The organism is Proteus cibi, assembly GCF_003144405.1.
GTDB lineage: Bacteria > Pseudomonadota > Gammaproteobacteria > Enterobacterales > Enterobacteriaceae > Proteus > Proteus cibi.
On record NZ_PENW01000020.1, the window covers coordinates 78,797 to 105,771 of the forward strand.

Sequence of the window (26,975 nt, forward strand, 5' to 3'; positions counted from 1 at the left end):
AACTACGGTGTTGCAATACTTTCTTGTGCTTTCTTATCTTCGTTATTTTTCTTTTTACTCACATCATCTTTAAAGAAGAAGATAAAGAATATCGTCACAACGGCGGCAACAATCGCTGGGTATATCCAGAATGTTGACCATTGCGGTAAAGCGGCATCGCCTGTTTCTGTTACGGTTGAATTAAAGATTTGACCACAAATAGTGGAAGCAAATAATAAGCCGAAACCATTAGAGACAATAAAGCGTAGACCTTGTGCTTGAGCACGAATTTCTGGTTTGGCTTTGCGGTCAACATAGATATCACCAGCAGTAAAGAAGAAGTCCCAACATAATCCCTGCAACATTAATCCGATAACGATAAAATAAAACTCTGTATTTACCGCTGCATAAGAGAAGAATATTGAGCGAATGATCCAGCTAACAGCACCTAAAAGTAAGGTGATTTTGAAGCCAAACTTCATTAAGAAGAATGACAAGACAAACATAAACAGCACTTCACAGGCAATACCTATTTGCATAATAGACGCTGCATTATTAAAACCTAATGCTTTAATAAATACCGGAATATAAGCGGAATAAGCTGTTTTAGGGATCATTAAAATAAAGATACTAAACATTAAGATAGCGAAGTAGCGATCTTTAAATAATGAAAGTGCATCTAAACATAAAATATCACGTGCAGAGAATGGCTTACCTTTCGCTTTAGGTGGTGTATTAGGTAATGTAAAGCAGTAGAAACCCAATAAAACACCTACAGCCGAAGCGATATACCAAGTCATCGTACTACCAGAGTAACCCATTTCTCCTAATATAAATCCGATAGCCATAAAACCGAACGTACCGAATACACGAATAATAGGGAAATATTTCACGCCGTTAATATGAGAGAAACTAATACTGTTTGAAAGCGCAGTCGTTGGATAAAACAATAATCCAATAATGAAAATTAAGAATAAAGTCATACCACTATTTTGTGCTTCAATAAATTGAGGAACACAAATAATGACTGCGGCATTAATTAAATGAAGAATGCCCATGACTTTTTGTGAAGCAAAGAAACGGTCAGCGACCATACCAATAAATAATGGGGAGATAATGGTTGCGACACCTAATAAAGCGTAAGCATTACCAATAATGCTTGCCATACCATAGCTGCTTAATACTAGCCCCATGGTCATATTCCATGCACCTTGCATGAAATATTGCACAAACATCATAATCAGTAAGCGAGAGGTTATTTTCATATCCATCATCGTTCTCCTCTTAATGTGTTTCTAACGTTAACCCGTCGTAAGCAACGCGGATATTGTGAGGAGCACAAACAGCTTCTAATTCGTGATGAAGCAATTTACCGCTATGTGAAATATGTGAAACGGCAATTTGTGTATCTTGATGTAAACAACCTTGCTGTTGCAGTTTTTCTTTCGCTGCAAATACGGTTTCTAGGCTCATATGATTATCAGTACGATCTTTACCATTGAGTCCATAAGTACATTCAAAAACAACGATATCAAGAGGTTTGTTTTCTAACCATTTCCAGGTTAATTCAGGGAACCAACCAGAATCATGACCATAGAAAATCACCTTGCCATCTTTCTCGATATGATAAACATAGCAAAGTTCCCATTTCGCATGATTAGCAAGTAATGGCGTAATTTTATAACCGTTTCTTTCGACAGTAACAAAAGGAATTAAGCAGTGAAACGCAAAACGCTCTTTGCTGTAACCGGGTAAAACTTCGATACAACCATTAATAGCGCGATCATTACCCAAAATATGAAGAGGATGATTTATCTCAAAACCATAACCTTCCATTCGGCTAAACAGATCGCCAACATTGAAATGATCAGGATGCGTGTGAGTGAATAGAAGGCTTTCAAAATGAGTGGCATCCATTCCATCACGCATTAACTGGTAACTAAATGTCGGTGATACATCGATTAACATAATGTCATCGACAATGGCAGAGGAGTGAGTTCTGATCTCTTTCCCACCAACTTCTCTTGCTTTCAGGCAGTGTTCACAACGGCAGAAGGGATTGGGTATGCCTTCTGAGGCAGCCGTCCCTAAAAAATGAAGTTTCATAAGAAATCCCCTTATCCTATTGTTTTATTATGATTTTATTAATTATCTGGTGTTGGCTATCTAGAAAGTATAGATAAATTTGAACGTTCCAATAATAAAATGATGAAGATCGTTTGCCAATAAATGAAGATCAGATCAGTGATCTTATTCAAATTAAATTTGCTATATGGTTGATTAATATGATTATAATTTTTAATTGAGATTGATAATTATTTATTTGTGATAATTGACAAATGCTTGTTTTATAAACAAATTTAAAATGGAACGTTCAAATCAATTAGCAGTAGTCGCGATAAATAATTCAGGTATGCTAGTGAAAGCAGAAATTGAGATGGAAAAAGGCCAATGGCAACGATTAAAGATATTGCAAAACTAGCAGGTGTCTCTCATGGAACGGTTTCTAACGTATTGAATAAACGTGGAAATGTGAGCGTTGAGAAAATTGAAGCTGTGTATCAAGCCGCCAAACAAATGGGCTATCAATTAAATACACAGGCTCAACTGTTAAGAACCAGTAAAAGCCATAAAATTGCGATACTTTTACCTCAACTCGTTTCTGAAAAATATGCAGTTTTCTTTAATTCGTTAAGGCAGTCTATTGCTCATTTTCCTGAGGTCACTTACGATCTTTTTTTAACGGACGATCTCGAAACAACAGAATTAGAGGCATTACAGAAAATTGCTGCGGGGGGTTATAAACAAGTGATCACCGTTAGCTGTCTCAAAGATGCGAATATCTATTTTGACACGTTAAAATTAGCCCCTGCCCAAGTTGCGTTTGTTTATCGCCAACCACTCAATGCACAACGTTTTTTTACACTCGATTTTGCTCAAGCCGTCGACGCTATTTGCCAGCAGATTGCAAAAACGCCAGGAAAATTAGTGGGCATTTTTATGGGGAGTAGCGATTATCTAAATAATCAACACTTTGCCAATGAATTACAAAATCGACTTTTACAGAATGCGCCCAATAAAAAAAATGTGGTGCTTTGTGCATCAGATGAAGAGAGTTATAAAATTGCGTTTGATTTCTTTTCTTTGGAGCAAATCCCAGACATATTTATTGCTCAAGATATAGAGAAAGCATGTTATTTAACGCAAGCGAGTTATTTCGGTAGTCATAATGATTGTCCTCCTATTTTTGCATTAAGCGATAATATTCCCCCTGTATTAAAAGGGTTGTATTACTTTCCAATGAATTACGCTCAACTTGGATTAGAAGTCGTAGATGCATTAATGCAAGTAGAAGATGAAAGTGAAATAACTGAAATTAATGTGACTTGTGTGCGTAATCAAAGTGACCATCTTTATACTTTAACGCCAGCAGTTATGAGTGAGGATAAAGCAGATATAAGTCTTAACTTACTGATTTTACCTAGTCCTTCAACCAGTGCATTAAAAAAGCTGTTGCCTCATTTTTATCGTCAAACCGGGATTAAAGTTAATTTAGCGATACATCCTTACGATGAAGTTTATCAGATTTTAAGCCAGTTACATTTGCATCCTTATTATGATTTATTGCGTATTGATATGGCCTGTTTCCCTTGGTTTGCCGAAAGAATATTACAGCCATTAGATAAGATCGGTAATGGACTAACGGACTTATTAAATAATTTTTCACTGCCTACTCAGCAGAAATTCAGTTTAGTGAATAATGTTGCTTATGCGATGCCTTTTGATGCCAGTGCGCAACTGCTGTTTTATCGAAAAGACTTGTTTGAAGATCCTATTTTAAAAAGAATGTATTACGAGAAAACAGGTAATGAGCTAACTGTACCAACCACATTTGAAGAATATGATAATGTGACGCAGTTTTTTACTGAACAACATGAAGAAGGGCAATTAAGTCGACCAATGGGCGCTTCAACAACATTGGGCAGTGCGGGGTTGATTGCAACAGAGTATCTATTACGTTATTACGCCAAAGGTGGGTGTTTAATAGGAAACGATAATATTCCTAGATTAAAAATGCCTTTAGCGGGTGAAATATTAGAAGAATATTTAAAACAGTTGTCGATCACTGAGAATATTCATAATAAGTGGTGGAGTGAGTCGGTTAGGCAATTTGAGCAAGGGCATCTTGCAATGCTGATCGCTTATATGAATTTATTTAACGATGTCGCTCATAGTAATATTTTACCTAAAATAGGTTTTGCACCTGTACCCGGAAGTATTCCACAACTAGGTGGTGGCGTATTAGGGGTTTCACGTTATAGCCAAAAATCACAATATGCAGAGCAATTTTATCGTTGGCTTTATTCCCCAATAGTTATGGATCACCTTATTTTATTAGGTGGAAACAGTAATCATCAAAATTTCAATCATAATCAAGAAATTAGTCATCGTTATCCATGGATGACATTGGCTTATCAAGAAATTAATAAGGGAATACGAGAATCTTCGGTACCTAATGGTAAGTTATTTAATTTACGCCAAGCCGAAATTATTATCGGACAAGGCATTACTAATGTTGTTAATAATATTATGACGATAGACGAGACTATCGAATATATAAATCAGCGCTTGTTAATCGATACACAAGGTGAGCGGTAGGTTTTACGGGTCACTATAAAAATAGCAGGGGATGATGAGATCCCCTGTGGTGCATGCTTCAGGCGGTGGTGTGACGTTTTTGGTAATAAACTTAATTACTGCAACAATTTCTCCTGCATTATCATATTCTTTTTCCACCACAGCAAAAGTCGAGGTTATATTGACGGAATATGGCACTGGCGCCAGACATAGACAGGGCTAGTTGACCGAGAGGTTTGTCGCGTAAATTCATATTGATATCTCGTCTGTTATTTAAATTAAGCGGACAGCGCTCTTAATAGCGTAAAAGCTTCTTTGATTTGTGCTTCTGTTACCACAAAGGCGCGTAATACGTCGTTTTCATCAAAGCCTTTAGCGATAACACCCAATTGTGTTGTATTAATATTCCACGTTAAGTCATTACGCGCAGTTTCACCGGCAAGATGGAGAGGCATTAACGGTGTTTTCACCCGAATAATCATTGGCGGTAAATTAAGTGGCACATGGTTTTCACCTATAAGTGATTTTGCTAAATGCATCGCACTTAATTGTATTGGCTGTAAAAATGGCAATAAGTTACCGTTGATTTGTGCACAATCGCCTAAGGCATAAATATCGTGATGACTGCTTTGCAGATATTCATTCACAATAATCCCACGATCAGTATGTAAACCTGCAAGATGAGCAAGCTCTATATTCGGTGTGAGCCCTGTTGCGGCAATCACACAATCAACCGTTAATTGATGGTGTTGATTAAATATGGCTAAAATACCATTGTCTGTTTGTGTTAATGACTGTAACGGTGACTTAAGCATTAAACGAACACCAATCTCAGCGAGGCTCGATTGTAAGCGACCACTAAGATCGGCGGGGATCAGGGAGGATAATAATTGCCCTGAAATATCGGCAAGGATCACCTCTTTACCTGCGCGACTAAAATCCATGGCTAATTCAGTGCCAATTAATCCAGCACCTAAGATTAATATACGTTTAGCGTGATGAAGTTGTGCTTCATAAGTCCGGTACTCTTGTTGGCTATTTAGCGTAAACATCAACTCATGACCCGAAATCGCTGGGAAATAAGTTTTGGCTCCTGTCGCTAATACCAATTTATCGTAATACCATTGCTCACCTTGGATGCTCTGAATACGTTTTTCATCCGTATTAATATCAATAATTTGCGTGTAAGGAAAAATCGCTAATTGATACTGCTGTGCAAACTCTTGAGCTGTTTGTTTGGTTAAATCATCCGCACATTGAGCTTGACTAATAACATGGCTTAAATCCGGTTTGTTATATTCATCAATGCTGTCTGAAGCAATGAGGGTAATGGGAATATCGGCATTAAATTTGCGAATGTTTTTGACTAATTGGCGCGCCGCAAAGCCTGCACCAATAATTACAACCCCATGATTGAGAAGGTTTGTACTCATTTTGCCTCCGTTGCAAGCGCATCAAAGACATCTTTTCCTAATGAGCATTCAGGACATAAGAAGCTATCAGGGACGTCGCACCATGGCGTATTAGGTTGAACGTTTTGCATTGGTTCACCTATTGCCGGATCGTAAATCCATTGGCACACACTGCATTGCATACGTGGACCTAAATCGACCGCTTCAACATTTATGGCAACTTCAGAGTGTGATGAGGTTGTACAATGAGATTGAGTGGCAGGCAGTGGTGCTAAAGCCCATTGGCGTGCAATTTCACGACCATATTCACGACAAATCTCTTGTGCTTGCATATCTGGACGCCATTTCGTTTTTAGCGCCAGTGCGGTTTCAAATCCAGCATCCATCAAGCGAGTTTGAATGCGATCTACTGCACCACCATTCCAACCATAACTGCCAAAAGCAGCGGCTTTTTTATTACGAAAACGTAAGCCCGTCATCTCTTCTAACATCGCAGCAATTTTGGGCATCATTACATTATTCATTGTCGATGAACCAACAAGCACGCCTTTAGAACGAAATGCACTGGTAATGATGTCATTTTTATCACTTTTGGCGACGTTGTAGCTTTTTACAAACACGTTAGGATCAAGTTCATTGATACCTTGCGCAATGGCATCAGCCATCATGCGGGTATTGTTAGACATAGTGTCATAGAAAATAGTAATACGATCTTCTTGATAATCAGCTGCCCATTTTAGATATAATTCAACAATTTGGGTTGGATTGTCACGCCATACTACGCCGTGAGAAGTGGCAATCATATCGACAGGCAAATTGAAGCCCAAAATTTCATTAATTTTCGGTGTTACCAGACGACTAAAAGGCGTCAAGATATTGGCGTAATAGCGTTGGCATTGCTCAAATAATTCCGTTTGGTCAACTTCATCGTTAAATAAACGTTCATCACAATAGTGCTGACCAAAGGCATCATTACTAAATAAAATCGCATCACCTGTTAAATAAGTCATCATGCTGTCAGGCCAATGTAGCATTGGCGTTTCAACAAAAATGAGTTGCTTACCATTGCCAATATCTAGACTATCGCCTGTTTTAACAATATTAAAATTCCATTCAGGATGATGGTGATGACCATTGATTGAATCAATGGCGTTTGCTGTGCAGTAAATTGGAGTATTAGGAATAAAAGACATTAGCTCAGTGAGTGCGCCAGCGTGATCTTCTTCTGCGTGGTTAATAATAATGTAGTCGATATCTGCTAAATTAATTTGTGTGCGTAGGTTCTGTACAAATTCGCGGCTAAATTTATGATCAACAGTATCAATAAGCACATTCTTTTCTTCACAAATTAAATAGCTGTTATAGCTGCTACCTAATAATGTTTTGTATTCAGTGCCATGAAAATCCCGAACTTCCCAGTCACGTTGCCCAACCCAATTAACATTATTTTTAACATGAATAGCCATTTTGTATTGTTCCTTCTCATTAATCTTTTCATAGGGATATGTATTGATATAATCAAGAAGCGTGCCAGTTTTTAACTTTTTGTTTTATAACATTTTTTGTTTTGTTGGCTATTTGTATATTGTCAATATGACTATCTTTATCATGTCAAAATGACCATAATAACAGTCATAATGACTATGAGGTGTTTTTATGGGTTTTTCCGTTGATGTGCTGGCTAAAATTGCCATTGAATTACAAAAAGATGTCGGTCATCAAGATAGGTTTCAGCGGTTGGTGACGACACTACGACAAGTGCTAAATTGCGATGCCGCAGCACTACTTCGTTATGAGCCTCACCAATTTATTCCATTAGCCATAGATGGTCTGGTACCTGATGTTTTAGGGCGTCGTTTTTTGCTTGAGGGGCATCCTCGCCTTGAAACGATAGCGCGCGCAGGTGATGTGGTTCGTTTCCCAGCGGATAGTGATTTACCCGATCCTTATGATGGGCTTATTCCAGAGAGAGAACATTTAAAAGTGCATGCTTGCGTCGGATTACCATTATTTGCTGGGCAAGATTTAATCGGTACGTTAACGCTTGATGGTATGGACCCTTATCAGTTTGATACCTTTAGTGATGAAGAATTACGTTTAATTGCAGCATTAACGGCTGGGGCATTAAATAATGCGTTATTGATTGAGCAACTCGAAAATCAAAATATGTTATTGACGCCAACCAATACGTTTAAGCCGACAGTAAAAACAGAAATTATTGGTTTATCGCCTTCGATGATGCAACTGAAAAAAGAGATAGACATTGTTGCACCCGCAGAGATGAATATTTTAGTGAGTGGTGAAACCGGAACCGGTAAAGAGCTGGTGGTAAAAGCCATTCATGAAATGTCTCATCGTGCAGATAATCCATTAGTCTATTTAAATTGCGCTGCACTTCCTGAGAGCGTAGCGGAAAGTGAATTATTTGGGCATGTGAAAGGCGCTTTTACCGGCGCAATTAGTCATCGTAGTGGTAAATTTGAAATGGCAGATAATGGTACTTTATTTCTTGATGAAATAGGGGAGTTATCATTATCACTCCAAGCGAAACTGCTACGTGTTTTACAATATGGCGATATTCAACGGATTGGTGATGATCGTAATTTGCGTGTTAATGTGCGTGTATTAGCAGCAACCAATCGTGACTTATGGGAAGAAGTCTTGGCAGGGAATTTCCGAGCCGATCTTTTCCATCGATTAAGTATTTTTCCTTTACATGTTCCGCCATTACGAGAAAGAGACGAAGATATTTTGCTATTAGTGGGTTATTTTTGTGAGCAATATCGTCAACGTTTTAATCTGACTCAAGTCATTATTAGTCCTGAATTACGTCTTTATTTATTGCACTATTCTTGGCCGGGTAATGTGCGTGAATTAGAACATACTATTCATCGAGCAATTATTTTAGCAAGAGCGGGAAATAGAACTGATAGTCTTATTTTACAAGTCAGCCATTTTGCTTTGGGGGCTGAAAACTCAGTTCATTCGGATTCTCAAATGTTACCTTCTGAAGAAAAAAATTTAAAAGAAGCAACGGATGAATTTCAGCGAGACTTAATCAAACAAGCATTACTACGTAATAATCAAAATTGGGCGGCAACTGCGCGAGAATTATCACTTGATCCGGCTAACTTACGTCGTTTAACAAAACGTTTAGGATTAAAATTATCCTAATTTTAAAAAGGAATGTCTTAAATGAAAAAAGGTAATTTGGGTGCGTGGTCCAAATTACCTTACATAATTATGTTAGGATGATAAGTTGTTAATAAATTTCTATTTTCTGAATGCGTTCACCGTGATGGTTACCAGTTCTGTTAACGTGCTATAAAATTGACTATATCCACTCATTTTTAATTTATTTAAATAGTGAGGTAGCCATGTGGTCAAATGAAGGGATAATAATTCATTAACCGCGTCTTCTCTTTTTTCTGATGCCAATACTGCCGCTTGAAATAACATCAAACCGATATGATCAACAGGCTCAGGAAAAGGTGTGTTTACTTTTAAACGTTCTCGTTTTAAAAATTCGCTCAGTGCAAGGGTAGAATCCCCTTGTAATAAACCTTCAGGATCTAAATAGACCGACCCCCAAGGAGGAGCGGGTAACGCATTAGGACCAACAAAAAGATTTTGCCATTGGATTTTTAATTGCTCTGTCTCGATAGAAACGGAATCAATTAAACGTTCACACAGACGGCTTTCAATTTTACAAGGCCACTGCGCTGCAAAATCCCCAGTTTTAAAAAAGTTGAGTGCAGTTTTATTGGTATCATCATCAGGTGGGAATAAATAACAAATTCCCAATAAATTAAATGCAGCCGCATAATAAGAGAGTCTGCTCATAATTTTTGATACTTCCTTAAACAAACCCCAATGAATGAGGTTTGTTTTTTTATTATTTAAACGATTTGCTCAATGACAACTAGTGAATTGAGTAGAAAACATAGCGCAACATAAAGTCAGCGATAATTGCGATCACACAGCCAAGTGCAAAGATTGACTCAGTTGATTTATCTTGGTTTTTGGGTGTTAGGAATTTCACTAAACTATAGCCACAAGTCAATACTGCAAAGGTGGCTAAGATCCAGCATGTCGTCCGTAACGAACCCATGGAGTAATAGACTTGAATAGGTGATAACGGAAATGTCACCGATTTTTGGCTATAGAGCGTGCTAGTCAAATATTGCTCATAAAAAGGTTGATACAGTAGTCGACCGATTAAGCTAAATGCCATTATTCCCCATAATTGCCATTTCCAGCGCATTGGGAAAGAGGCTTGTGGTATTTCAATACCTAACTTACTGCCTATGCGTTGTAATACTTTGATCAGCAAAAAGAAAATAGCAGCACCGAGTGTTAACATTGCCCCGAAGAACATCACGTAAGTGTTTGGGTCCATCCATGTCAAAATGGAGGTATGGCGATAAATCGATGCCATGCAGTAAATATCAAATAGCCCAATCAGAATACTGGTACTTAATAACAGCATTGAGAGTTTGCGAGTGCGCCAGAGCCATAAAAAGGTTAAGCCTAGACAACCAACAAAAATAGCTGTGACGGCGACTTCACGACTTAGCCAAGCAGAAAAAATATTTCTAATCGCATTAGGGGCATTTAATGGCACACCTAAGTGAGTGATTGAGGCAATAGAGCCTAAACCTGCTAATCCACAAATAATAAATAAGGCCAATAGCATAAAGCGATAGTAGCTTTCTGTATTGAGATAATGAGAAAGGCGACGAGCAAAAAGCCCTGTTGTTAGTGCAAGACCAATGGTCGCATTCATCATAAATGTGAAAATTAATAATGACCATTCATTCATTTTCTTTCTCCCTTATTATTAATTCCGTCATTATTGGCACCCTGATGTGGGTTAATAACAAGGTTGGGATGCGTTATTTCAGGGGAAGGTAAACCCGTGACATAATCTAAATCACCATAGCGTTCACGAAGTTCATCAATAGGGCCAAATTGGATTGCCCCTAGCGGACAAGTGGCGACACAAACGGGTTGTTCACCTTTTTGTTGTAAATCGATGCAAAAATCGCATTTTGACATCTGTTTGGTTTCAGGGTTCATCTGTGGCGCCCCATAAGGGCAAGACCACGCACAAGCACCACAACCGACACATTTATCTGTATCTACCATGACAATGCCGTCACCTTCACGCTTATGCATTGCTGTTGTTGGACAGTTTTTAACGCAAATCGGATCGTCACAATGATTACAAGAGATGGATAATGTGTAAGCAAAGACATTATTGATCAGTGCGCCTTTAGGATTACGGGTATAACCACCGCCCGTGATTTCATAGACACGACGAAATTTGCGTCCAACATCAAGATTGTTTTTATCTTTGCAAGCCACCTGACACGCTTTACAACCTGAACAGCGAGCGCTGTCGATATAAAATCCTAACTGTTTGTTGCTCACAGCGGGATAAACGATAAATTTACTCATGCTTTTGCTACCTCGACCAATAATGTTTGGTGAGCATTGCCGTGTGCCATTGCGGTGCTACGGGATGATGTTAATACGTTGGCACATCCACCTTGATCTATACCTTTTGCATCAGGTTGCCACCAAGCACCTGCTTGCAAGGCGACGACACCAGGCATAATTCGTTGTGTTAATTTGACGGGAACCACCGTGATCCCACGATCGTTATACACTTTGACTTTCTCACCCTCTTTGATATTTCTGTCTTGTGCATCAAGTGGGTTGATCCATAACTCTTGGCGCTGAACCTCTTGTAACCAAGGGTTAGCAAATTGTGTCGAGTTAGCGCGGTTACGACCTTTCCATGTGATAAGTTGTAATGGGAATTTATCCGTTAACGTATCTTCAGGACCCTCAATGGCAGGTACATAATGAGAGAGTGCAGGAATATCGACATTATTCATGTCATATAAGCGTTTAGAGAAAATCTCAATTTTACCTGATGGCGTTGGGAATGGATTATTCTCGATATCTTGGATATTTTTCTCAAACGCTACATTTTGAGTATGCGGACGATGTTTTAATAGATGACGACGTTTCACCAATAGCTCTTTAAAGGTTGGAATACCGTCTTCAGGACGTTTAACACTCGCGTCATCGACTAAATATTCAATCCAATCGCGGTCAGTCTCTTTACCTTCACTAAATTGTTCACCTACCCCTAATTTATCGGCAACTTCACGTAACCAATCGTAGTCAGTGCGACGCTCAAATTCAGGCTCAATCACTTTTTCAGAAAGAATAATGTAGTCGCCATAACTCCATGTACCACCGATGTTCCAGCGTTCTAAGAAGCTGGTTTCTGGCAGTAAAATATCGGCGTATTTTGCACTTGGTGTCAGATAGAGATCGCTACAAACAATAAATTCAACTTTCGATTCATCTTCAAGGACTTTCGCAGCATGAAGAATATCGGTATTTTGGTTTGTCATGTAGTTACCGGCCATTGAGAAAATCATCTTGATCTCAGTATCCAGTTTCTCTGCATTCAGTAACCCATTTTGTGGTGTAACTAAATTTTTATCTTCACATGCTTGTACCCAGTTGGTGATATTGATTTTCGCTTTTACTGGGTTGGTTAATAAGCTTGGTCCTGCGATGGTTTTACGAAGTTCGGCGTTTAATGCCATCCCATAACCAGCAGCCCAACCACCACGAACACCCACATTACCAGTGATAGTCGCAAGTAATGTTGCACCACGCGCCGTCCGTTCACCACAAATATGGCGCTGAGGCCCCCAGCCTTGCATTAATGCCGCCGGTTTTGTCGATGCGTATTCACGAGCTAATTGTTTAATCGTATCTGCGGGTACTTTAGTGATGGTTTCAGCCCATTCAGGTGTTTTCTTAATGCCATCTTTTTTACCCATTAAATAGGCGACTAAAGACTCATTTTCACCCACGCCTTCAGGCATTTGGTGTTCATCAAAGCCGATCGTGTATTTATCGATAAAAGCTTGATCGTGCAGATTTTCACTGACGATGACATACATCATCGCATCCATCATGGCGTTATCTGTAGTTGGTAATAAAGGTATCCACTGATCTGCTAATGAAGACGCTGTATCAGAATAACGAGGATCAACGACAATAAATTTAGTGCCGTTTTTCTTCATTTTTTGGAAGAAGTGGTTTGAATGACCAAAAATAGTTTCGTTAGGGTTATGACCCCATAAAATCACTAGAGGGGTATTTTCTAACGTGTCGAGTGTACTACCACTGGCGGCGGTGCCATAAGTGTAAGGGGTAACCGCCATGGTGTTACCATTACTGACAGAGTGATAGTTTTCGAGAAATCCACCCGTGATGTTAAATAGACGGCGTAGCATATTAGCGCCAGAGAAAATCCCCCCCGTAACACCCGTACTTAAGCTAACAAAACGCGATGCAGGGCCGTATTGATCATTAATACGTTGCATATTTTGTGCAATAAGCGTGGTTGCTTCTTCCCAACTAATGCGCTCAAATTTGCCTTCACCTCGTTTACCTACACGTTTCATTGGGTATTTTAAGCGGTCTGGGTGATAGACAAATTTACGATAGCCACGACCACGAACACAGGCTCGCATGATTGGCATATCTTCATCTAAATCAGCATCTGGGCGTGTGCTGATACGGGTGACTTTGCCATCTTTTACATGGGCACGAATATCACATTTACCCCCACAGTCAAAGCTACTACAAGTTGAAACAACACGCTCACCATCATCGTTTATTCTTGATTTTACTGGGATGTTGCTATCTGTTGTCGCAGCAAAAGTGTTTGATGCGAGAAAAGGAAGGGTGACTAATGCTGAGCTCGCTTGAATAAAGTGACGGCGGCTAACATCGCTGAGAATACTCTTTGTATCACTATCGTGATCGGACTGATTGCTCATAATGAACTCTACCTTAAACATAATAGGCGGATCCCGATATACCCGATACTTGATATAAAGAATGTGCGTGATTTTTCTAGGCTATGAATAAAGGGAATGTCTGGTATCCGCTGCATTATTATTGAATGCATAGATAATTGCAGAGCGCTCGAAATCACCTCTGCGAGAGGGATAGTAGTTGATTAATCTTTTGCCAACATTCTAAAACCAGACAATGACATTTGAATTTCAGCCTATTTATGAAGGGTGTTAAAAGTGCGTTTTTTGTTTGTTAATAAGGTTTGTTAAATAGATATCAAGAAGGTTTAAATTTCACATAAGTCACATTCGTTATTTATATGAATATATAGCGATTTTAGTTATATAGGTCATTATTTGCCAGTGTGTCGAGCATGGGATAACTGCTATATTAAAAGGACGAAAATAAAAAGAGAGTGACCTAAATTGTGAGAAATGTACCTTTAAAAAGCGTTGATTCACTTGACCGAGATGTTATTGCGCTGGGTACAGACTATTTGCCCAATACATTGTTAGAAACGCATCAACATCGTCGAGCGCAATTTTTATATCCTGCAACAGGGCTTATTGAAGTCAGCACTGACGATGGTGAATGGGTTATTCCACCTTCTTGCGGTGTCTGGATCCCACCGCAAACGGGTCACGAAACACGTATGTTAGATGTGAGTACTCGAAGCTTGTATATCGAGCCTTCAGCTGCTCCTCGTCATAGCAAACAATGTGAAGTAGTCAATGTTTCTCCTCTTCTTCGTCAACTCTTGCTTGAAGCTGTAGATGTGCCCGCAGAATATGATAAAAAAGGGCGAGATGGTCTTTTAATGCAGTTAATCTTATGTGAATTAGCGAAAGCAAAACCGTTACCGTTTTTTGCGCCTATTCCACAAGACAGTAAATTAGCGAAATTATGCCGTGATTTTATTCGTGATCCTAAAATAGATTCTTTACCCCAACAGTGGGCAGATAAGTTACATAAAAGTGAGCGCTCTTTTAGTCGTTTTTTCCGTCAACAAACAGGGATGTCATTTTCACAATGGCGACAACAAGTCTGTTTATTGAATTCATTAACACAGATCTTATCAGGACGCGGTATTACCGAAATTGCCTTTGAGTTGGGTTATAACAGTGCCGGTTCATTCTCAACCATGTTTAAAAAACAGATGGGGCAATCGCCATCGCACTTCAGTATGGATGCACTGGATATTGATAGATTTTAGTTTATAAAGATATTCGTTAGTCATTAAAAACGCGCCATTTCGGCGCGTTTATTTTGCATAATATCTTTGTTAATTTAAGCTGGTTTTCCTCACTGCATTACGTAAACAATAAGGCAAAAAGAGTAAACTGAGAGCGGTAATAATTGCAGTTGCAGTTAACACGACAAAAAAGGCATTTTCAAAGGCGATATTCGCTTGAGATATCACAAGAGAAGCCACGTCAATTGGCAATCTTTCTGCCACAATAAGAGCCTCATCTAAACTGTCATATACCGCATCATCAACGGTTAATGAATTAGGTAACATCAGTTTTAAGGTGTATACCGTACTCATCAAACTGCCCATAAATGTCACGCCAATCACACTACCTAGCTCATAAGCGACATCTTCGATTGATGCCGCCATTCCAGCTTGCCTATCGGCTACACTCAACATAATTGACGTCGATGCTGTGGTAAAAATAATACCTAAACCAAAGCCAATTAAGAATAAGCTACCTATTAACACCATGGGTGAGGTTGTTTGATAAACGGCAATTAACCACAGATTTCCCACTAAAGTAAGTATAAATCCAGCAATAATTAAGCGAACTTCACCTAAACGTACCAAAAAATAACCTGCCAATGGAGAAGCCAGTACAGAGCCAATAGGAATAGGTAAAATGACCAGCGCTGCATTAAGAGGGGTAAAACCGGCAACAAGCTGTAAACGTTGACTAAGCAATAATTCAATGCCCACTATGATCACCATAGAAAGTACAGCCATTAAAATACCAATACTAAAAAAGCGGTTTTTAAATAGCCTAAAGTCAATCATTGGGTGAGTTTGTTTACGTTGTCGTAGAGTAAATAGAGTGAGAAAGACAACGGCAATAATGGTGGCAATCGTCGCTTCACTCCACTGTGTATAAGGTTTTCCTATCTCTTTTAAGGCATAAATGGCACTGATCAACCCCACTAAAATAAGTACGGAGCTTAAATAATCAATTTTATGATCACCATGTCCCGAAAACTTAGGGATAAGCCAAATAGAAAATGGTAGTACAAAAAGAACAATGGGAACGTTAATTAAAAAGACCGAACCCCACCAAAAGTTATTTAATAAAATACCACCAATTAAAGGTCCTAGAGCTGCACCGCCAGAAGCAACTGCAGACCAAATACCAATTGCAACCGCACGCTCTTGTGGATCGCTAAAAACTTGGCGCACTATTGATAGCGTTGCTGGCATACTCATTGCAGCGCCTACGGCTAAAAAGCCTCGAGAAGCAATTAACGCGGTAGCTGAAGGTGAAAATGCGGCACACAATGAAGCAAGCGCAAATAGTGGTAATCCACCAATAAATAATGTCTTATGACCTATTCTATCTGTAAGCATACCTGCGGCAGGTAATAATCCAGCAACAATTAATGGATAAGCATTCATTATCCAAAGTTTTTCTGAAGCACTTGCATTTAAATCATGAGTTAAACGTGGCAATGCGGTATAAAGCACTGTTACATCTACAACAATGAGAAATAGCATGCTAGATACCAGAAGTAATACTATCCAACGTTTATAATCTTTTATCATAGAAATCTCAGTTATTTTTATGTGTATTATTTTTTACTAGCGGCTACAATATAAATCCATACGACCGTATTGAAAAGAGGTTTTTTTATGGGACGTCAAAGAACCATTGATAGAGAAAAACTGTTAGAAGCGATCTTCGACATTGTCATGGCGCAAGGAGCAGCAGCATTAACGATTGATACTGTTGCCAAAAAAATGGGGATCTCAAAAGGAGGGGTTCAATACTGTTTTAGTAGTAAAGAGGCAATGATTGATGCCATGTTTGAACACTGGGAAGGCAGTTATGAAACGCAATTTAAAAAAATCGTTGAAAATGATAACTCACCTGAAAATCGTGTCGTTGCGCATATTCACGCCACACATCATCATGACAAAGTCTCTTTTGCCAAAGGTGCCAGTTTGATGGCAGCATTGCTACAAACGCCTGAATATCTACAAAGTACAAAAGAGTGGTATCAGCAACGATTAACGGGTGTAGATACGACAACAGAAGCCGGAAAACGTGCACGATTGGCATTTTTAGCGACAGAAGGTACCTTTTTACTGCGTTATTTTGGATTAATGGATATTGATGATAATGAATGGCAATCTATCTTTGAAGATATTGATTCGGAGTTACTTCAGCAAGGGAAAGGGCAATAAAAAAGCATATTGTTAATGAGAAGAACAACATGCTTTTTATTGAAGATATTGCGCTAAATGGAATGAGTAATACCTTGTCATCAGTAATACATAGCGATGAGCTTATTATCGAGCTCTTTAACGTCAACAGGAGTATCAAAAATATCTTCGATAATATCCGCTTTCATGATCTCTTTAGGTGAACCATGATAATACAGTTGTCCGTTACGCATGGCTAAAATATAGTCAGAATAAACAGAGGCAAAATTGATATCATGAATAACGATAATAATGGTTTTTCCTAATTGATCTGCCGCTTTTCGCAGAAGTTTCATCATGATCACTGCATGTTTCATATCAAGATTATTCAGTGGTTCATCAAGCATGACATATTCTGTGTCTTGGCATAGCACCATCGCAACATAGGTACGTTGGCGTTGCCCACCCGATAATTCATCTAGATAACGATGACGAAATTCAGTCAAATTTAGAAAGGCTAATGATTCATCAATGACTTTTTTATCATCGAGCGTTAAACGTCCTTTGCTGTAAGGATAGCGCCCAAAACTGACTAATTCTTCTACGGTTAAACGACTAACAAACTGGTTTTCTTGACGCAGTATGGAGAGGTTTTTGGCAAGAACATCGCTATCAGTTGCGGCAACATCCATACCATTAACGCTCACCATGCCACTTTCAGGAAGTAATAAACGCCCAATAACTGAAAGTAGTGTGGATTTACCCGCGCCATTAGGGCCTATGATCGAAGTAATACCACCACGTTGAATGGTTGTTGTAATATTATCGAGAACCGTTGTGTCTTGATAATGTTTTGATATTTTGCTGATTTCAATCATATTAAAGTCTTCTTAACACCAAATAGATAAAGAACATCCCACCGACAAACTCAATCACAACAGAAAGTGTTCCTGTCATTTTTAAGCCATATTCTAAAACCAGTTGCCCAGCGATTAAGGCGATAGTCCCCAGTAGGAAGGCTACGGGCATCAAAAAACGGTGCTGGCTACTGCCACTGATATGATAAGCAAGGTTAGCCACAATTAACCCTAAGAAGGTTAGCGGTCCGACTAAAGCGGTAGAAACGGCAACTAAAACAGAAATCAGTAATAGAATATAAGTGGTCTGTTTGCGGTAATTAATACCGAGGTTAATGGCATTGGCTTGTCCTAATGCCATGACATCAAAGCTATAACGCATACGCCAAAGTAAAACACCAACAACCACAATAATGGCTAAGGAACAAAAGATAAGATCAGGAGTGGCACGAGTGAAAGTCGCAAACATGCGACCTTGTAAGATGGAAAACTCATTAGGGTCCATCAAGCGTTGTAATAGCGTAGCTGAACTACGAAATAGCGTTCCTAAAATAATCCCAATCATCAGGACTAAATTAATGTTAAAGCGCACTGAGCTAAATAACCAACGATAAAGCACAACTGAAAACAAGACCAGCAATGTCGATTCTAAGAAGAACTTTGATAGGTTTAGCATCCACGAGGCTGGCATATCGCCTTCAAAAAAGACAAACACGGTTTGCAGCAACACAAACAGGGCTTCTAACCCCATGAGTGAAGGTGTCAAAATACGGTTATTCGCGATAGTTTGAAACAATATTGTGGAAACACCGGCGGCAAAAGCCACAACAATCATCGTAAGAATAATGTAAGCGCGGTGAGTCAGAATATACGAGATATTACCGTTTAGGTTTATCGTCATAAATAGCACAATAGATAATAACGATGCCCCTAATAATAACCAGATACGAGACATGGGTGAGAGGCGCGTTTTCTTATGTTCGACAGCGCCAGTACATTTGCTAATTATGGATGAATTAACTTTTTGCATAACGTTGCTGCTTTAGTAGTAAGAAAAGAAAAATAATGGCACCCACAGCGCCTAAAATAACACTGGCAGGAATTTCAAATGGGTAGCGAATAAGGCGACCAATCACATCACACAGTAAAACAATCGCCCCACCACTTAAGCAAACCCAAGGGATGGTTTTGCGGATGTTATCCCCCATCACTAAGCTCACCAGATTGGGCACAATCAAACCAAGGAAAGGCAATGCACCAACAACAGAAACCACAACGCCACTGATCAGCGCGATAATCGATAATCCTATTATCATCACTTTGCGGTAATTTAGTCCTACGTTAATGGAAAATTCACGTCCCATTCCGGCAACAGTAAAACTATCAGCGACCCAACATGCTATTAAAGCAAGCGCCCCCACAAGCCATAACAGCTCATAACGGCCTTGTAATACACTTGAGAAATCGCCACTTGTCCATGCATCTAATGATTGCAGTAAATCGAAATATACGGCTAAGAAGATGGTGAGCGCGCCAATAACCGCACTGAGCATAATGCCGACTAAAGGAACTATCAGGGTTGTTTTTAAGGTGATCCTTTGCAGAAGCAACATAAACAACAAGGTCCCCATAAGGGCAAAAACAGTTGCGACCATCATTTTGGTAAAGATACTCGCTGCTGGAAAGAGCAGCATGACGACTAATAATCCAAGACTTGCAGATTGTGTTGTTCCAGCAAGAGAGGGTTCAACGAAGCGGTTTTGAGTGAGCAGTTGCATGATTAAACCTGCAACACTAATGGCACCGCCGGCAAGTAATAATGATAGGGTTCTTGGAACACGGCTGATAAAGAAGATATCGCGCATATCGGGATCAGAAAAAAGCGAAGCAGGAGTAATATCTCCTGCGCCGACAAATAGACTGATCATTGAGAGGATAGCGATAACACCTATCCCCAATGATAAATGGAACGTTTTCATTCAGTTACTTTATTTTTTTTGATCTAATGCCTGATTAATTGTATCCATTAAGCGAGAGTAGGTTTGGATCCCGCCAGAGATATAAATGGAACTTGCATCAAGATAGATAACTTGGTCTTTATTCCAAGCATTTACTTTTCTAACCAGAGCATTATCAAGAACTTGTTGAGCAGGTTGTGAATCTTCACGACCAATAGCGGCATCTCGGTCAATGACAAACATCCAGTCTGGATTTAGTTTTAACAGTAATTCAGAGTTAACGATGTTGCCGTGTGAGCCTGGGCTATCAAAAACATAAGCCGGTTCAAAACCTAATACATCATAGATAAAGCCAAAGCGAGAGCTTGGACCATAAGCTGAGATTTTACCGCCACTGACTAAAACGACCATGGCTTTACCTGCGTCTGGGGTTTTGGCTTTTACGGTATCAATTTTGCTATTGAAATCAGCCAGTAGTTTTTTAGCTTGTTCTTCTTTGCCAAAAATTTGACCTAATGTTGTGGTGCGTTCAGCAAGGCTTTCAACGAAACGCTTAGGATCGATATCCATCGAAATTGCAGGTGCAATTTCATTTAATTTTGAATACGCATCACGAGCACGGCTACCACTTAAAATTAAATCAGGTGCGGTTGTGCTGAGCTTTTCATAGTTTGGCTCAAATAATGCGCCTTCATTGATATAGTCGTTCGGATTGGTGTATTTCTCTAAGAATTTTGGTAAATGAACATTCGTTTGTGGAAGACCAACAATAGAAACGCCTAGTGCATCAATAATATCGAGCGTTTCCATATTCATCACAACCACTTTTTGTGGATGTGCAGGAATTTCAGTTGTCCCTTGGAAATGTTCAATCGTGAGAGTTTGTTTCTCTGCTGATTGCGCTGTTGATGTGTCTTGAGCGTTATCACAACCTGCGATAACAAGTGAAGAAAGCAGTAAAAACAGTGGGCTTAATGACTTTTTAAACATTCTTTTTCCCATATTGTTGCAACACGAAATAATACGGATCTTCACAGCAATGGCCTAAATCTCGATCCACAAAGAAGACGATAATACCATCAAAAACATAAAGAGTAATGATACTAATTCACATTCTCATAATAATAAAGGATTAACTTGACTAAAATGGCGAAATTTTACGAAGGGTCATAGATATTGATAAGGAAGACAAATTTCGTGACGTGAAAGAACTCTTCAGATTATTTGCTCAATTTGTGAAGAGTGTCAAAAGAGTAGGTCAAGGAGAGACAATTCTGAAGCGATAAGAAATATCGTTAACTAGTATCATTGCGTATACTTCATTCAAGCAGAAACAATCCTTATTTTAATCTTACTTCGGTTTCTGTACTGACACAGTAATGAATGCACAAGAGAAAGCCTTGTTATCTCTAGGGTAAATCGTTGCCAACTCAAGAGGGTTTTATGCAAAAGAAATATATTTACTTATTTTGTTCTGCTGGCATGTCAACATCTCTTCTCGTGACCAAAATGCGAGCACAAGCAGAAAAATATCAAGTGCCTGTGGTTATTGAAGCATTTCCTGAAACTTTAGCGGCACAAAAAGGACAGGATGCGGATCTGATTTTACTGGGTCCACAAATTAGCTGGATGTTGCCTGATATCCAAAAATTACTCCCTAATAAACCAGTCGAAGTGATCGATTCTTTGTTATACGGAAAAGTAGATGGCTTAGGTGTGTTAAAAGCCGCTGTCGCCTCTATTAAAAAAGCATCTGCAACAACAAATTAATTCTATTTTTTATTTTTTTATTATTTTTATTCCAGTCAAAGAGTGAATTTTTCAGCAAGCCGAGCAATTAGCGGCATTTTAAGGGTATTTTTCTATGAGTAAGTTTATTGGTTCACTTGAAAAGGTACTCCTTCCTTTTGCGGTTAAAATTGGAAAGCAACCTCACGTTAATGCGATTAAAAATGGCTTTATTCGTTTAATGCCGTTAACCCTTGCAGGGGCAATGTTTGTACTTATCAATAACGTCTTTCTTAGTTTTGGTGATGGCTCCTTCTTTTATTCTTTAGGTATCCGCCTTGATGCATCAACAATAGAAACGCTCAATGGTTTTAAAGCCATAGGGGGGAATGTCTATAATGGTACATTGGGTATTATGTCGTTGATGGCGCCGTTCTTTATCGGAATGGCATTAGCAGAAGAACGTAAAGTTGACCCGATTGCGGCAGGTTTACTTTCTATTGCGGCCTTTATGACAGTCACACCTTATAATGCAGGTGGTGCCTATGCAGTAGGCGCTAATTGGTTAGGTGGTGCCAATATTATTTCTGGTATCATTATTGGTCTTGTTGTGGCTGAAATGTTTACCTTTATTGTGCGTCGCAATTGGGTTATCCGTTTGCCAGATAGCGTACCAGCCTCTGTTTCACGTTCATTCTCTGCATTAATTCCCGGCTTTATTATCTTATCCGTGATGGGGATAGTTTCTTGGGGATTAGCAACGTATGAAACGAACTTCCATCAAATTATTTTAGATTCTATCTCGACACCATTAGCATCCATGGGCTCTGTAGTGGGTTGGGCTTACGTTATCTTCACGTCTCTACTGTGGTTCTTTGGTATTCATGGTTCGCTCGCACTGGCTGCGCTCGATAGTGGTATTATGACGCCTTGGGCATTAGAGAACGTCTCAATTTATACTGAATATGGCTCAGTGGAAGCGGCGCTCGCCGCAGGTAAAACGTTCCACCTCTGGGCAAAACCAATGTTAGATTCCTTTATCTTCTTAGGGGGTACAGGGGCAACACTGGGGCTTATTCTGGCCATCTTTATCGCATCGCGTCGCGCCGATCATCGCCAAGTGGCAAAACTGGCATTACCAGCAGGTTTATTCCAAATTAACGAACCGATTATTTTTGGTCTGCCTGTGATTATGAATCCAGTGATGTTTATCCCCTTTATTCTTATTCAACCTATCCTTGCCGCTATTACTGTGACTGCTTATTACTTAGGGATAATCCCACCAGTGACAAATATTGCACCGTGGACAATGCCTACTGGGCTAGGTGCCTTCTTTAATACCAACGGTAGTATTGCGGCGCTGTTATTAGCACTGTTTAACTTGGGGGTTGCTACACTGATTTATCTTCCTTTCGTGATTATTTCAAATAAAGCTCAAACTGAAATTGAAAAAGAAGAAAGTGAAGAAGATATTGCCAATGCATTGAAATTTTAAGTCATAGAAAACACAAGTGCAGAGGCGGCTCTGCACTTGTCAGTGTCAAAGAGGAAATAAGATGTTAGATATTGAAAATGCTGTTGATAGCAGTGCAACTGATGATGAATTTGAAGAGATCATCATGGGACTTATCATTAACTCAGGACAAGCTCGTAGTGTGGCTTATGGCGCATTAAAGAAAGCCAAAGAAGGTGATTTTGAAGGCGCTAGAAAATTAATGGAACAATCTCGCGAAGCATTAAATGAAGCACATAAAATACAGACACGTTTAATTGGTGATGACCAAGGTGTTGGAAAAACGAAAGTCAGCTTGGTCTTAGTTCACGCGCAAGATCATTTAATGACATCGATGTTAGCCAGAGAGTTAGTGACAGAATTAATCGAGTTACATGAGAAGATAAAATAAGATGAATATCGTGGTGGAGTCATTGAGAGCACAAAGCGAAATACGCATGGTCTATGAAGATCAGCTATTTAATGGCAAAAACTTTCATGTCTTTATTTATAATAAAACAGAAAGTGTCAGTGGTCTGCATCAACATGATTATTATGAATTCACCATTGTTTTAACAGGGCGTTATTATCAAGAGATTAATGGTAAAAAGGTTTTATTAGAGCGAGGAGATTTTGTTTTTATCCCTATAGGCTCTCATCATCAAAGTTTTTATGATTTTGGTGCAACACGCATTTTAAATGTGGGAATTAGTAAAGCCTTTTTTGATAAACATTACCTCTCGTTATTGCCTTCTTATTTTATCGCATCTCAAGTGTATGAATTAAAAAATGAGTTTCTGTCCTATATTGAATCCGTTATTGGCTCATTGAATTTCCGCCATACCGAATTTAATGAATTTATTGAAATTGTCACCTTTAATGTGGTGAATAGATTACGACACCATCGAGAAAATAGAACACAAGATGATATTCCCTTATGGCTGAGAGACACGGTAAGCGAGATGCATGACAAACAAAAGTTTGGTGAAAATGCACTGGCTAATATGGTGATGTTATCAGGGAAATCTCAAGAATATTTAACCCGAGCAACTCGGCGTTATTACGATAAAACACCAATGCAAATTATTCATGATATTCGAATTAATTTTGCAAAAAAACAATTGGAAATTACAAACTATTCGATAACAGATATTGCTTTTGATGCAGGTTACAGTAGCCCAAGTTTATTTATTAAGACATTTAAAAAAATAACCTCGCTCACCCCAAATAGTTATCGGAAAAATTTATACAGTATTAAAGAAACAAACTAATTCATTATTAAGCGAAAGAAATTAATCAACAATAAAGATTAATTTTATTGAAAATAGAGAGAAAGAAGAAAATAACCTTATTTCCTTCATGGCTCTTTACGCCTTAATTTCGCCATTAATACACAAATAACAGCACTATTACGCTGTATGGGAGTGTTTTATGAGTCATAAATTAAAAGTCGTTACCATTGGTGGTGGAAGCAGTTATACGCCTGAATTATTAGAAGGTTTTATTAAACGTTATCATGAACTGCCGATCACTGAATTATGGTTGGTGGATGTCGAAGAAGGAAAAGAGAAGCTCGATATTATTTTTGCGCTTTGCCAGCGCATGGTAAAAAAAGCGGGTATTCCTTTAACCATTTATAAAACCCTTAATCGTCGTGAAGCATTACAAGAAGCTGATTTTGTCACAACACAATTGCGTGTTGGTCAATTGAAAGCAAGGGAACTTGATGAATCTATTCCTTTAAGTCACGGCTATTTAGGACAGGAAACCAATGGTGCAGGGGGGCTATTTAAAGGCTTACGTACTATTCCTGTTATTTTCGATATTATTAAGGATGTTGAAGAAATTTGCCCTAATGCGTGGATCATCAACTTTACGAATCCAGCCGGCATGGTAACAGAAGCCGTTTACCGTCATACCAAGTTTAAGAAGTTTATTGGCGTTTGTAATATTCCAATTGGTATGAAAATGTTTATTACAGATGTGTTGAAGTTAACGGATAAAGATGAACTCTCTATTGATTTATTTGGCTTAAATCACATGGTGTTTATTAAAGACGTTATCGTAAATGGTCAATCCCGTTTTCCTGAATTATTGGACGGTGTGGCTTCAGGCACATTAACTGCGGGCTCTGTGAAAAATATTTTTGATCTACCCTTTAGTGAAGGGTTGATCCGCTCTCTTAATATGCTGCCGTGCTCTTATTTACTGTATTACTTCAAGCAAAAAGAGATGTTAGCGATTGAAATGGGGGAATACTATAAAGGTGGCGCTCGCGCTAAAGTAGTACAAAAAGTCGAAAAACAACTATTTGAATTATATAAAGATCCAGATTTAAATATCAAACCGAAAGAGTTGGAATTACGTGGAGGAGCTTATTACTCTGATGCTGCCTGTGAAGTGATTAATGCTATTTATAATGATAAACAAACTGAGCATTATGTGAATATTCCTCATCATGGTCATATCGATAATATTCCCGCTGATTGGTCAATTGAGGTGACCGCTATTTTAGGGCGTGATGGTGCAAAACCACATCCACGTATTACACACTTTGATGAGAAAGTGATGGGATTAATTCATACCATTAAAGGCTTTGAAATAGCTGCTAGCAAAGCGGCTATGAGTGGTGAATTAAATGATGCTTTATTAGCAATGAACTTAACACCGTTAGTACTTTCAGATAAAGATGCAGAAGTCCTTACGCGTGAAATGTTATTAGCGCATAAAGCACATCTACCTAATTTTGCTAAAGCAATTGCTGAGTTAGAAAAAGCCTCTCATTAATTGTCAGCGAATAAAAATAAGTAATAAGGAGACAGAATGGCTGGTTTATTAATTGTGAATGCGGATGATTTCGGGTTGAGTAAAGGGCAAAACTACGGTATTGCAGAGTGTTTTCGTTATGGCGTAGTTAGCTCAACAACAGCACTTGTCAATGCTGAAGGAATTAAACACGCAGCACAATTACGTCATGAGTTGCCTGGGTTAGGTGTTGGGCTTCATTTTACGCTGACGATGGGTAAACCGCTGTCTCCTTTGCCTTCTTTAACGCGTGAAGGTGTACTAGGGAAATGGGTATGGCAAATGGCAGATGAGGGCAATTTGCCACTTGATGAAATTCGTGTTGAGCTTAAAGCACAATATCAGCGTTTTATTGAGATTTTTGGTTGTGAGCCAGACCATATTGATAGTCACCATCATGTGCATATGTTTAAACAAATTTTTCCTATTGTGGCGGAGTTTGCTAAAGAAAAATCGCTACCAGTGCGTGTTGATAGACTGCTAGCGCATAAAGAAGGGATTAATACCCAAGGTGTGATAAGCAGTGATGGTTTTGATAGTCAATTTTATGGAGATGAAATCACTCAAGCATTGTTTTTAAAGGTACTTGATGAGTCGAAAGCGCGCCATGAACATTCTATTGAAGTGATGACACATCCTGCTTTTGTGGATAATCCATTGCGTGCAAGTGGTTATTGTTTTCAGCGTTTAACGGAGCTTGAAGTATTAACAGATAGCGCATTAAAACATGAGATATTGGAAAGAGATTATCAGCTAGGCACGTATCAAGATTTAATGTAGAGGGTTTTGAGACAATCGGAGTCTGTGTTATTCCCTGGTGTGAGT

The 26,975-nt window shown here is 38.9% G+C and carries 23 protein-coding genes and 1 pseudogene; 10 read left to right on the forward strand and 14 right to left on the reverse strand.

Features of this window, described 5'->3' with window-relative positions:
- Positions 1-2: 2 nt before the first annotated feature.
- Complete coding sequence (locus tag DK865_RS12675) at positions 3-1,250, reverse strand: MFS transporter (RefSeq protein ID WP_109392080.1); 1,248 nt, start codon at positions 1,248-1,250, stop codon at positions 3-5.
- Positions 1,251-1,263: 13 nt separating this feature from the next.
- Complete coding sequence (locus tag DK865_RS12680; RefSeq protein WP_109392081.1) at positions 1,264-2,085, reverse strand: MBL fold metallo-hydrolase; 822 nt, start codon at positions 2,083-2,085, stop codon at positions 1,264-1,266.
- A gap of 345 nt (positions 2,086-2,430) precedes the next feature.
- Between DK865_RS12680 and DK865_RS12685 the strand changes: the two genes are divergently transcribed.
- Positions 2,431-4,638 carry an extracellular solute-binding protein gene (locus DK865_RS12685; protein ID WP_109392082.1) on the forward strand — a complete coding sequence of 736 codons (2,208 nt, stop codon included), beginning with the start codon at positions 2,431-2,433 and terminating at the stop codon, positions 4,636-4,638.
- A 127-nt stretch (positions 4,639-4,765) separates the two neighbouring features.
- On the opposite strand, the pseudogene DK865_RS12690 reads toward DK865_RS12685, so the two are convergent.
- The 3 genes and pseudogenes from DK865_RS12690 to norV all read right to left on the reverse strand — a co-directional run.
- Positions 4,766-4,870 (reverse strand): annotated as a pseudogene (locus DK865_RS12690) (DUF542 domain-containing protein); the annotation flags it as partial.
- A gap of 25 nt (positions 4,871-4,895) precedes the next feature.
- Positions 4,896-6,050 carry an NADH:flavorubredoxin reductase NorW gene (norW, locus tag DK865_RS12695; protein ID WP_109392084.1) on the reverse strand — a complete coding sequence of 385 codons (1,155 nt, stop codon included), beginning with the start codon at positions 6,048-6,050 and terminating at the stop codon, positions 4,896-4,898.
- On the reverse strand, positions 6,047-7,495 hold the full coding sequence (norV, locus tag DK865_RS12700) for an anaerobic nitric oxide reductase flavorubredoxin (protein ID WP_109392085.1): 1,449 nt from the start codon (positions 7,493-7,495) through the stop codon (positions 6,047-6,049). The genes norW and norV overlap by 4 nt, the downstream gene beginning before the upstream one ends.
- 190 nt (positions 7,496-7,685) lie before the next feature.
- Here norV and norR point away from each other — a divergent pair, with 190 nt between their 5' ends.
- Complete coding sequence (gene norR, locus DK865_RS12705; RefSeq protein ID WP_109392086.1) at positions 7,686-9,203, forward strand: nitric oxide reductase transcriptional regulator NorR; 1,518 nt, start codon at positions 7,686-7,688, stop codon at positions 9,201-9,203.
- Positions 9,204-9,302: 99 nt separating this feature from the next.
- Here the strand turns inward: norR and DK865_RS12710 are convergent, their stop codons facing one another.
- The 4 genes from DK865_RS12710 to DK865_RS12725 form a co-directional block, all read right to left on the reverse strand.
- Positions 9,303-9,872, reverse strand: coding sequence for a molecular chaperone TorD family protein (locus tag DK865_RS12710; protein WP_023583162.1), 570 nt, complete (start codon positions 9,870-9,872; stop codon positions 9,303-9,305).
- 79 nt (positions 9,873-9,951) lie between these two features.
- Complete coding sequence (locus DK865_RS12715) at positions 9,952-10,851, reverse strand: dimethyl sulfoxide reductase anchor subunit family protein (RefSeq protein ID WP_109392087.1); 900 nt, start codon at positions 10,849-10,851, stop codon at positions 9,952-9,954.
- Complete coding sequence (locus DK865_RS12720; RefSeq protein WP_109392088.1) at positions 10,848-11,489, reverse strand: DMSO/selenate family reductase complex B subunit; 642 nt, start codon at positions 11,487-11,489, stop codon at positions 10,848-10,850. Before DK865_RS12720 ends, DK865_RS12715 begins: the two co-directional genes overlap by 4 nt.
- The gene (locus DK865_RS12725) at positions 11,486-13,906 is read right to left on the reverse strand and encodes a DMSO/selenate family reductase complex A subunit (protein WP_109392089.1); all 2,421 of its coding nucleotides are present in this window, start codon (positions 13,904-13,906) and stop codon (positions 11,486-11,488) included. Before DK865_RS12725 ends, DK865_RS12720 begins: the two co-directional genes overlap by 4 nt.
- Before the next feature lie 446 nt (positions 13,907-14,352).
- Here DK865_RS12725 and DK865_RS12730 point away from each other — a divergent pair, with 446 nt between their 5' ends.
- Positions 14,353-15,138, forward strand: coding sequence for an AraC family transcriptional regulator (locus tag DK865_RS12730; protein WP_109392090.1), 786 nt, complete (start codon positions 14,353-14,355; stop codon positions 15,136-15,138).
- 69 nt (positions 15,139-15,207) lie between these two features.
- Here the strand turns inward: DK865_RS12730 and DK865_RS12735 are convergent, their stop codons facing one another.
- Entirely contained in the window at positions 15,208-16,710 is a 1,503-nt protein-coding gene (locus tag DK865_RS12735) for an MFS transporter (protein ID WP_023583166.1), read from the reverse strand.
- An 87-nt stretch (positions 16,711-16,797) separates the two neighbouring features.
- Here DK865_RS12735 and DK865_RS12740 point away from each other — a divergent pair, with 87 nt between their 5' ends.
- The gene (locus tag DK865_RS12740) at positions 16,798-17,352 is read left to right on the forward strand and encodes a TetR/AcrR family transcriptional regulator (protein ID WP_109392091.1); all 555 of its coding nucleotides are present in this window, start codon (positions 16,798-16,800) and stop codon (positions 17,350-17,352) included.
- A gap of 80 nt (positions 17,353-17,432) precedes the next feature.
- Here the strand turns inward: DK865_RS12740 and DK865_RS12745 are convergent, their stop codons facing one another.
- The 4 genes from DK865_RS12745 to DK865_RS12760 are packed head-to-tail and all read right to left on the reverse strand — an operon-like array spanning position 17,433 to position 21,115.
- Complete coding sequence (locus DK865_RS12745) at positions 17,433-18,188, reverse strand: iron ABC transporter ATP-binding protein (RefSeq protein ID WP_023583168.1); 756 nt, start codon at positions 18,186-18,188, stop codon at positions 17,433-17,435.
- Position 18,189: 1 nt separating this feature from the next.
- The gene (locus tag DK865_RS12750; RefSeq protein ID WP_109392092.1) at positions 18,190-19,197 is read right to left on the reverse strand and encodes an iron chelate uptake ABC transporter family permease subunit; all 1,008 of its coding nucleotides are present in this window, start codon (positions 19,195-19,197) and stop codon (positions 18,190-18,192) included.
- Positions 19,184-20,146 carry an ABC transporter permease gene (locus tag DK865_RS12755; RefSeq protein WP_036914311.1) on the reverse strand — a complete coding sequence of 321 codons (963 nt, stop codon included), beginning with the start codon at positions 20,144-20,146 and terminating at the stop codon, positions 19,184-19,186. Before DK865_RS12755 ends, DK865_RS12750 begins: the two co-directional genes overlap by 14 nt.
- 9 nt (positions 20,147-20,155) lie before the next feature.
- The gene (locus DK865_RS12760; RefSeq protein ID WP_036914314.1) at positions 20,156-21,115 is read right to left on the reverse strand and encodes a siderophore ABC transporter substrate-binding protein; all 960 of its coding nucleotides are present in this window, start codon (positions 21,113-21,115) and stop codon (positions 20,156-20,158) included.
- Positions 21,116-21,568: 453 nt separating this feature from the next.
- Here DK865_RS12760 and DK865_RS12765 point away from each other — a divergent pair, with 453 nt between their 5' ends.
- The 6 genes from DK865_RS12765 (at position 21,569) to chbG (ending at position 26,930) form a co-directional block, all read left to right on the forward strand.
- Positions 21,569-21,895, forward strand: coding sequence for a PTS sugar transporter subunit IIB (locus DK865_RS12765; RefSeq protein ID WP_006534491.1), 327 nt, complete (start codon positions 21,569-21,571; stop codon positions 21,893-21,895).
- Positions 21,896-21,989: 94 nt separating this feature from the next.
- Complete coding sequence (gene chbC / locus DK865_RS12770) at positions 21,990-23,348, forward strand: PTS N,N'-diacetylchitobiose transporter subunit IIC (protein WP_023583173.1); 1,359 nt, start codon at positions 21,990-21,992, stop codon at positions 23,346-23,348.
- 61 nt (positions 23,349-23,409) lie between these two features.
- Positions 23,410-23,757 (forward strand): PTS N,N'-diacetylchitobiose transporter subunit IIA, encoded by a 348-nt coding sequence (chbA, locus tag DK865_RS12775; protein ID WP_023583174.1) that lies wholly within the window; start codon positions 23,410-23,412, stop codon positions 23,755-23,757.
- 1 nt (position 23,758) lies between these two features.
- Positions 23,759-24,616, forward strand: a complete 858-nt coding sequence (gene chbR / locus DK865_RS12780; protein ID WP_109392093.1) for a transcriptional regulator ChbR — start codon at positions 23,759-23,761, stop codon at positions 24,614-24,616.
- 160 nt (positions 24,617-24,776) lie between these two features.
- Positions 24,777-26,132 carry a 6-phospho-beta-glucosidase gene (locus DK865_RS12785; RefSeq protein ID WP_023583176.1) on the forward strand — a complete coding sequence of 452 codons (1,356 nt, stop codon included), beginning with the start codon at positions 24,777-24,779 and terminating at the stop codon, positions 26,130-26,132.
- 36 nt (positions 26,133-26,168) lie between these two features.
- Positions 26,169-26,930: a chitin disaccharide deacetylase gene (chbG, locus tag DK865_RS12790; protein WP_109392094.1), complete on the forward strand. Its 762-nt coding sequence runs from the start codon at positions 26,169-26,171 to the stop codon at positions 26,928-26,930.
- Positions 26,931-26,975: the final 45 nt, after the last annotated feature.